Here is an 8,347-nt window from a genome sequence, read left to right on the forward strand (position 1 = left end):
GAACTTGCGAGAGAACACTGACCCCGCAATCTTATCCATGGTTGACGACGTTGAGCAACACATGTTGCATCAGCAGTCATCAGGAAGAGTACAGAATTTTAGCTGTCCTGTCACGCTCCCAGCACACTGAAAGCTGAGCTGAAACCGACACCTATTCTCAAGGTCGTCGCCAATAAGGTCACCCCCGCTGCACCCGCTTTACCGGGAAGCCGGCCAAGCCTCTGTTTTCCCTTGATTTCGCCTTTTTAAAATGAGTATACTTTTCGCGTAACCTTCCGCACCTCTCCTTAATAATTATTACCGATCAAGGCCAGGTAAGCCCGGAATCCGAGGCTTGTAAAAATTTTTTACCACAGGCATCTATTCGATATTCCATGGATAATTTTATGGCCATAACGCAGTGACTGGAAGAATAACCAATCTTTCAAGGCACCCCTTAAGGAGACTTCCCCCCAAAACAAGGACAAAGCTTAGCTTACCACACAGCGCGCAATGCAAGTTCATGCACGCAACGTTCAATGACCAACAAGGAGGCACCATGTCGAAAACAGTCGAAAATTTGAAAGCAGCATTTGCCGGAGAGTCTCAAGCTAGAAACATGTATACCTTTTTTGCCAAGGTTGCCCGCAAGGAAGGTTACCATTACATAGCTGAACTCTTTGACGAGACCGCTGCCAATGAACAACGTCATGCCAACGATCACTTCAAAATGCTCAACGGCATTGGTACTACCGCCGCCAATCTGGAGGAAGCGATAAACGGCGAAAATTACGAAACCACCGACATGTACCCGACTTTTGCTAAAGAAGCTGAAGAAGAGGGTAACATGGAAGCAGCGATCCTTTTCAAACAAATTGCCAAGATTGAAGCGCACCATCGCGACCGCTATAAGCGCTGCCTGGAGATGGTACAAAACGGCACGGTTTTCAAGCGTGACCAACCGATTAAATGGAAATGCTCAGTATGCGGTTTTACTCACGAGGGAACAGAACCACCACCCAAGTGTCCAGCCTGCAAACACCCCAGAGAATACTACCAGCCTGCAAATATGGATATTTAACTCAATGTGTTAGCTGACAACATCTACACCGTCTGCTCAACAGGCAGTGTAGATGTTCAAAAATCAGGAGGGAGATGATGGCTGTCTATCTTTGTACCGTTTGCGATACCGAATACGACGAAGCACAGGAAAATATAGCGTGGAATGACCTGCCCCCTGATTGGGTTTGCCCGGTCTGCGAGTCCGGTAAAGCCTTCTGGCGAAGGATCGGAGCTGAACCAGACACGTTTGAAGACACCCGGGAAACCACCAAAAAAGATCCGATTGCCTTTGAGCCTTTAAAAACAGAAGATAGCCACGAAACCTATTTAGCCGATATAGTTGCCATGGCCGAATCGGGTCAATCCATTATCGAACCTATGCAGACCAAGGCAACCTTGATCAAGTGGAATGATATTCTTATCCAAGGCGCTCAACTCTCCCGCACCCCGCTCAACCATGATGATCCCGTAGAAACAACCACCACTATCGGCCCCATGGCGACAAAACCGATGGTAATTGCCACTCCCATCATTATCAGCCACATGTCGTTTGGAGCACTTTCAAAAGAAGCAAAAATTGCTCTGGCACGTGGCAGCAGCGCTATGCAGACTGCCATAGGCTCAGGTGAAGGGGGAATCCTGCCTGAATCCTTTGAGAATGCTCATAAGTACATCTTTGAATACGTACCGAATCGATATAGCGTCACAGAAGAAAATCTGCGCTCGGTAGACGCCATTGAGATCAAGTTCGGCCAATCTGCCAAACCAGGCATGGGTGGTCATCTTCCCGCAAACAAAGTTACCAGGGAAATCGCAGATATCAGGGGCTTTGCAGAAGGAGTTGACATCGTCAGCCCTGCCCATTTTGAAGATATTATTACCCGAGAACAACTAAAGGAAAAAGTTACCTGGCTGCGGCAGACTTCAGAAGGCAGACCGATCGGGATTAAAATAGCAGCCGGTCATATTGAAGAGGATCTCGACTTTGCCCTGCATGCACAGCCTGATTTCATCACCCTGGACGGCAGGTCAGGCGGTACAGGCGCATCACCAAAATATGTAAAAAGTTCTGTTGGCGTGCCGACCCCTTTTGCCATCTACCGTGCCAGGAAACATCTTAACGCCAGAAAGGCCTTTCACGTCTCCCTGATCTGCACTGGCGGCTTACGTGTTTCTTCTGACTTTGCCAAAGCCCTTGCCCTGGGAGCCGATGCCGTGGCCATCAGTACCAGTGCTCTGATTGCCATCGGCTGCCGGCAGTACCGAATATGCAATAGTGGCAAGTGTCCAGTCGGGATTGCTACCCATGATCCTGAATTACGGGCACGGTTGGATATTGATCACGCAACCCGCAGACTGCATAATTTTTTAAAAGTCTCCACTGCCGAGCTGGAAGATTTCACCAGATTAACCGGCAACACCAAGATACATGACCTCAGCATCAAGGACCTGCGGACCACCAATTCTGAAATTTCGGCCCACACAGAGGTACGACATGTCTGAACTTACCAGGTACCTTGAAAAAGGTTTTTTTCTGATCGAGGTCTGGCTAGTAACATTTCCAAAGCGTCTATCATTTTAACATCGTCAGCCAGCCTCATCCAACACTTCACCGTCGGCTGCCAATAACTGAATAACTCCACCCTTTGTCCCCAGACAATGGGTGGAACAGCTCAGGCAGGGGTCAAATGCCCTGATAACAGCTTGCAGCCTGTTGGTTGCCGAATCAGTCAGTTTGTCGCCATGGACAAAATGCCTTGCCACCTGAAGCAGTCCCCGGTTCATGGCAAGATTGTTATTCCCGGTGGCCACAATCAGGTTCAACCAGGTCATCAGTCCGTTGCCGTCCACCTTGTAATGATGAAACAATGTTCCCCGTGGTGCCTCCACCACTCCGATTCCTTCCTGGAAATTAGGCTCGGCAATTGCCCGTATATTCTGATCCAGAATATCCTCGTCCCTGAGCAGCCGGTCCAGCATTTCCAACCCGTACAGCATCTCAATCAATCTGGCATGATGGTTAAAAAACGAACTGAGCACCGGGCCTTTGGGGGCAAGGTTTCGAAATTCAGCCCACTCTGCATGAGCCAACGGGGTGGCGATGCCGCTGCAGACATTCAGCCTGGCTGCAGGACCGACCCGGTACATGCCTTCAGGGTAGCCCAATGGCTTATAATAAGGAGACTTAAGATACGAATACGTCTCAACAGCCTCGGCGACATACTCCTGGTATCTAGACGGATCCACCTGGTCGACAACAGTATCCCCGGCTGCATCTATAAATCGCAGCCTGCCATCCACATATTCCAGCATCCCGTTCCGGTCGACAAGCCCGAGAAAATAGGAAGGAAAGTTGGCAAAGGTCCGGATCTCGTCATCAAACTTGGAGGTGGACTGTTTAAAAAAGGCCAATGCGCGCTGTACAATCTCTACACCTTCTGGAAGGATGGCCTGAATATCATCTTTAAATACCGCATTGAAAGGTTTATTGACCCCACCAGGTACTACCCAGGAAGGATGAATCCGCTTGCCGGCCAGCCACTCGACAACCTGCTGGCCGATCTGCCGTAGCCGAATCCCGTCGTTAGCCAAAACAGGGTCTGCTTTTAACACCCCAAATATATTGCGTTGTTCCGGCTCAGCATCCATGCCCAGCAACAGGTCCGGTGAAGAGAGATAAAAAAAACTCAGTGCGTGGGATTGGATAAAGGCTCCAAAATTGATCATTTTTCTCAACTTCAGTGCAGCGTCCGGAACCCTCACGCCCATAATCTGATCGCATGCCTTGGAAGAAGCCATGGAGTGGCTGATGGGACATATTCCGCAGATTCTTTCCACCAGTGAGACTATTTCGGTGAATGGCCTGCCCTCACAAAATTTTTCAAATCCCCTGAGCTGCGTTACATGCAACCTGGCATCTGCAACCTGTCCTTGCTCATCCAGCTGAATGGTTATCTTCCCATGCCCTTCGATGCGACTGATCGGTTCAATAACAACCTGCTGTGCCATGTCCTCCTCCTCTTTCTTTGATCAAGCCCCGAAGCGACTCTTGCCTAGCATATCGGGAACATGCCCCGCCAGTAACTCTGTAACCATATACAATATGGCATCGCTGGGTGGAGGGCATCCCGGTAAAAAAGCATCAACCTTCACATACGAATGGACCGGAGATGCGTGAGGCTCCAGGCGAGGGACGTCCTCGGTCGGCACGCCATCTTCCCCGGTCGCCCCGGCGCAGTACACTCGCTCCAGCACCTCCTCTACGCCAAAGGCGTTACGCATTGCCGAAACATTTCCTGTTACAGCACAGTCGCCAAGGGCTATCAACAGCTTGCTGCGCTCACGCAACAGACGGACCTTGCGGGCATCATCTTCACTACTCACCGCACCTTCGATAAAAGCAACATCAATGTCATCCGGAATTGCAAGCGCATCAACCAGAGGGCTGTAAACAATCTCAATCTGATCAGCTATATCAACCAATCGTTGATCAACATCCAGAAACGACATATGACAGCCTGAGCAGCCGTCAAGCCAGGTTGTTGCAATCCGTACCTTGTTCATTGCAGCCTCTTCCCTTTTCCATTTTCATGATACCGGCTGGAGCCTTGTCTTCCTGGTGTCCACCTTACAAACAATCAGTACAGGGTGGATAAGCGCAGCGCATCCACCTTGTCAGAGCTATAGCACCGCTAACCCGAATTTCTCGTGAGTTTTTCTATTTTCGACTTAAGTTTTTGATATTTATATAAAATACGGTAGCGCTAAAAAAAAGACTGTTTTTTCGTCGATAATCAAAAAACTCACCCTCCGGGTCAGCGGATTTTTCCGCAGACTCTTTGTTGCAGGCCATTTGCGGTAGCTTACTATCGGAGTCTACGCTTACCCGCTGCGTGTCCTGCGCCTCGATCTGCGAAAAACTTCACTGATGAGAAATCCGGGCTAAATGGTTACACAGTTACAAACCCTATGATTTTGGATAATAAGTGACCTTATTGATCACTAATAGTGTTTCCTATCCCGCATCTCCTGGAGATAGGGGAGGAACTCCCGGTTCTTGACCATCTCTGCAACAGATTTCCCTTTTTCATAGAGTGCGCCGGTTGGGCAGACCTGCACGCATTTGCCGCAACTGGTACAGGTTGTTGAGCTTCCCCACGGCTGATTCAAATCGGCCACAATCTGCGACGATATCCCCCGCCCCATCACATCCCAGGTGTGGGCCCCTTCTATTTCCGCGCACACCCTGACGCAGCGCAGGCATAGTACACATCGATTGGGATCAAGCACAAAGTGATGATGTGAAGCATCAACAGCCAGGTGCGGATACCGATACGCATAATGAACGTGAGTGAGCCCAAGATCGGTTGCCAACTGCTGCAGTTCACAATGCCCATTGGAAACGCAGACCGCACACACATGATTGCGTTCAGAAAAAATGAGCTCCAGTATCTTTTTCCGGGACTCCATCACCTGTTGCGAATGAGTCAGGATCTCCATCCCCTCCATGGGACAAGTGATGCAGGCCGGGACCAACTTGCCGCTCTGCTTCAATTCAACAACACAGATCCGGCATCCTCCATACGGCGATAACCCATCCAGATGGCAAAGAGTTGGAATCGTAATGTTATAGCGATTTGCTACCGACAAAATGGTTTCGCCTTCCCTGGCACTCACATCTATATCGTTTATCTTAAACGTCAGAACCTGAGCCTGAGGCTCACCTGCCGTTACCTGACGCGGAGGACGCTTTGCTGAAGGATTCATAAGGCCTCCGTGATTATGACCTTGGCACAGGAATCGGCCACACACCTTTTCTCCTGAATATGGGCCAGGTATTCGTCTTTAAAGTAACGCAGGGTACTTATGACCGGATTAGCTGCGGTCTGACCGAGTCCACATAACGACGCATCTTTGACAAGGCCGCACAGTTCCTCAATCATTGCCAAATCCGACATCTCGCCTCTGCCGCGAATAATTTTGACAAGCAACTCATGTATCTGGGCAGTACCGACCCGGCAGGGAACGCATTTGCCGCACGACTCGCTCATGCAAAATTCCATAAAAAATCTGGCCACGTCCACCATGCAGGATTGCTGATCCATAATGATCATCCCGCCTGAACCCATGATAGACCCCACCTTGGCAAGGGAGCCATAGTCCACCCCCATATCCAAAAATTGCTCAGGGATGCAGCCACCGGAAGGCCCCCCGGTCTGCACCGCTTTGAAAGTCCCCTCCTGAACGATTCCCCCACCAATATCATACACAATTTCACGCAGCGTTGTTCCCATGTCGACCTCTATCAACCCGGTTTGCTTGACTCTTCCGGCAAGGGCAAAAACTTTTGTGCCCTTGCTTTCCGCAGATCCGATCCGGGAAAACCAGTCACCGCCGTTACGGATAATCGGCGCTATATTGGCAAAGGTTTCCACATTGTTGATCAAGGTTGGGCAGCCCCTTAAACCTGATGCAGCAGGATAAGGAGGACGGGGACGAGGTTTTCCGGGATGTCCTTCAATGGAAGCTATAAGTGCGGTTTCCTCACCACAGACAAAGGCACCTGCACCAAGTCGCACCTGCACATCAAAGCTGAACCCGCTGTTAAAAATATTTTCTCCCAAAAGACCGATCCGCTTTGCCTGGATGATTGCTTTTTTCAACCTTTTCACAGCAAGGGGATATTCCGCCCGCACGTAAATGTAGCCGTAATTCGCGCCAACAGCATAGGCGCCGATGGCCATCCCTTCCAGGACCCGGTGGGGGTCACTTTCAAGTACGCTCCGATCCATAAACGCTCCAGGATCTCCCTCGTCCGCATTACAGACAACATACTTTGTCCGGTCAGAGGCATTGGCAACAGTGGACCATTTCAAACCGGTAGGATAGCCGCCCCCGCCTCTGCCCCGTAAACCGGCCCTGCTGACTTCCTCTATCACTTCTTCGGGAGCCATAGTCCGCAGCGCCGTATACAGGGGCTCGTATCCCTTAGCAGCAATATATTCTTCGATTCGTTCCGGATCTATTACCCCGCAATTTTCCAAGACCAGCTTATGCTGTTTTGCAAAAAACGGATGATCTGCAGGACAACGCAGCCGTTCCACCGGTTCGGTGTCCAAAGAGTCCAGTAAAGCATCGACATCTGCACCACTACATCCCTGGTAAAATATATTCCCCGGCTGAACAGCAACAAGCGGCCCTTTGGAACAAGGCCCCATGCAGCCCACACCTCTTACTAAAATTCGATCTTCCAGCCCCCGCTGCTTTACCTCCTCTTTTAAGGTGGTTTTTAACTCACCACTTCCGCAGGAGAGGCAGCCGGCGGCCACGCAGATGTTAATCCGGTACTGATAGCTGCTTAGCCTTTGATTTTCCGTTTCGGCAACATGTTTTAGGTCATCAAGTGTCAGCGTCATCGATTCCCCACCTTTTTAGTTGTTGTACAACATCAGAGGGCTGTAGCTTTCCGTTCACTGTTCCATCAAATACCCCGGCAGGAGCAAGGCCGCACGAGCCAAGACAACGTGCAGTCAGGAGCGAAACCTTACCGTCTTTGGTGGTTTCTCCAGGCGCAATACCAGCATATTCATGGATAGCGTCAAGCAGAGAGGATGATCCGCCTATATAGCAGGCGGTCCCTGTGCAGATAACACAGGCGTGTTCTCCGGGTGGTTTTAAAGTGAAAGAGTGATAAAAGGTGGCTACGGCATAGACCTGACTGAGTGGCACGTGCAGCCCATGGGCCACATACTCCATGGCGTCCTGATCGATATAGCCAAAGGTGTTTTGTACTACGTGGAGGGTTTCAATAAGGGCTTCCGGATGATTTCCATGACCCCGCATGGTACGGTCAACAGCACGCCATTGCAAATCTTGGGCGGCGACAGCCTTTTTTTCTGCCGATGACGCCTCCCTAACATCATGTATCATAGCTTCCTCCTTGACAAGCCTGCTCATTATCTATGACCAGATAGCAGGCACATGAAAGCCCATAGGAGTTAGAGGTTATAGCTTTATTATATCTCTCCTGTTTGCATGATGCCAATAAAAGTTCAGCAGTACCAGCGTATTTTTGAGAAGTTTCAAAACAACCAAAACACGTTCTAAAAAAACGTGTTTGAAGGAAAAAAGCATGAAAAACCATCAATTCATATTTTGTGCCCTTTTCACTTCAAATAAAGGGTTTCTCGAATAATTACTACAGCAAAACGAGCGCAAATAGTGTTTTAACTATCTGAAATATTGATATTATGTTATAGTTTTCCATCATCTTCTAAACCATTTTTTACTTGATGGAGCCGATATG

General features: G+C 49.6%; 7 protein-coding genes. 2 read left to right on the top strand and 5 right to left on the bottom strand.

Features of this window, described 5'->3' with window-relative positions:
* Positions 1 to 538: 538 nt before the first annotated feature.
* Together rbr and JWH17_RS19970 are read left to right on the top strand one after the other, a co-directional pair.
* A complete protein-coding gene (gene rbr, locus JWH17_RS19965; RefSeq protein ID WP_205224456.1) occupies positions 539 to 1,060 on the top strand; it encodes a rubrerythrin in 522 nt (173 codons plus the stop codon).
* 77 nt (positions 1,061 to 1,137) lie between these two features.
* Positions 1,138 to 2,544, top strand: coding sequence for a glutamate synthase-related protein (locus JWH17_RS19970; protein WP_369125072.1), 1,407 nt, complete (start codon positions 1,138 to 1,140; stop codon positions 2,542 to 2,544).
* 84 nt (positions 2,545 to 2,628) lie between these two features.
* On the opposite strand, the gene JWH17_RS19975 is transcribed toward JWH17_RS19970, so the two are convergent.
* From JWH17_RS19975 to hoxE, 5 genes are all read right to left on the bottom strand, one after another.
* A complete protein-coding gene (locus tag JWH17_RS19975; RefSeq protein ID WP_205224458.1) occupies positions 2,629 to 4,050 on the bottom strand; it encodes a Ni/Fe hydrogenase subunit alpha in 1,422 nt (473 codons plus the stop codon).
* A 21-nt stretch (positions 4,051 to 4,071) separates the two neighbouring features.
* Complete coding sequence (locus JWH17_RS19980; RefSeq protein ID WP_205224459.1) at positions 4,072 to 4,605, bottom strand: NADH-quinone oxidoreductase subunit B family protein; 534 nt, start codon at positions 4,603 to 4,605, stop codon at positions 4,072 to 4,074.
* A gap of 438 nt (positions 4,606 to 5,043) precedes the next feature.
* The gene (gene hoxU / locus JWH17_RS19985; protein WP_205224460.1) at positions 5,044 to 5,808 is read right to left on the bottom strand and encodes a bidirectional hydrogenase complex protein HoxU; all 765 of its coding nucleotides are present in this window, start codon (positions 5,806 to 5,808) and stop codon (positions 5,044 to 5,046) included.
* Positions 5,805 to 7,457, bottom strand: a complete 1,653-nt coding sequence (locus JWH17_RS19990) for a NuoF family protein (RefSeq protein WP_269755892.1) — start codon at positions 7,455 to 7,457, stop codon at positions 5,805 to 5,807. Before JWH17_RS19990 ends, hoxU begins: the two co-directional genes overlap by 4 nt.
* A complete protein-coding gene (gene hoxE, locus JWH17_RS19995) occupies positions 7,441 to 7,971 on the bottom strand; it encodes a bidirectional hydrogenase complex protein HoxE (RefSeq protein ID WP_232371217.1) in 531 nt (176 codons plus the stop codon). Before hoxE ends, JWH17_RS19990 begins: the two co-directional genes overlap by 17 nt.
* Between the last annotated feature and the right edge of the window lie 376 nt (positions 7,972 to 8,347).

Source organism: Desulfogranum marinum (genome assembly GCF_016918565.1).
In the GTDB taxonomy this organism is placed as follows: Bacteria; Desulfobacterota; Desulfobulbia; order Desulfobulbales; family Desulfobulbaceae; genus Desulfogranum; species Desulfogranum marinum.

Coding starts and splice junctions, on each gene's coding strand:
- JWH17_RS19990 (WP_269755892.1), bottom strand. CDS start 7,457: ATGACGCTGACACTTGATGACCTAAAACATGTTGCCGAAACGGAAAAT.
- JWH17_RS19980 (WP_205224459.1), bottom strand. CDS start 4,605: ATGAACAAGGTACGGATTGCAACAACCTGGCTTGACGGCTGCTCAGGC.
- JWH17_RS19975 (WP_205224458.1), bottom strand. CDS start 4,050: ATGGCACAGCAGGTTGTTATTGAACCGATCAGTCGCATCGAAGGGCAT.
- JWH17_RS19970 (WP_369125072.1), top strand. CDS start 1,138: ATGGCTGTCTATCTTTGTACCGTTTGCGATACCGAATACGACGAAGCA.
- hoxE (WP_232371217.1), bottom strand. CDS start 7,971: ATGATACATGATGTTAGGGAGGCGTCATCGGCAGAAAAAAAGGCTGTC.
- hoxU (WP_205224460.1), bottom strand. CDS start 5,808: ATGAATCCTTCAGCAAAGCGTCCTCCGCGTCAGGTAACGGCAGGTGAG.
- rbr (WP_205224456.1), top strand. CDS start 539: ATGTCGAAAACAGTCGAAAATTTGAAAGCAGCATTTGCCGGAGAGTCT.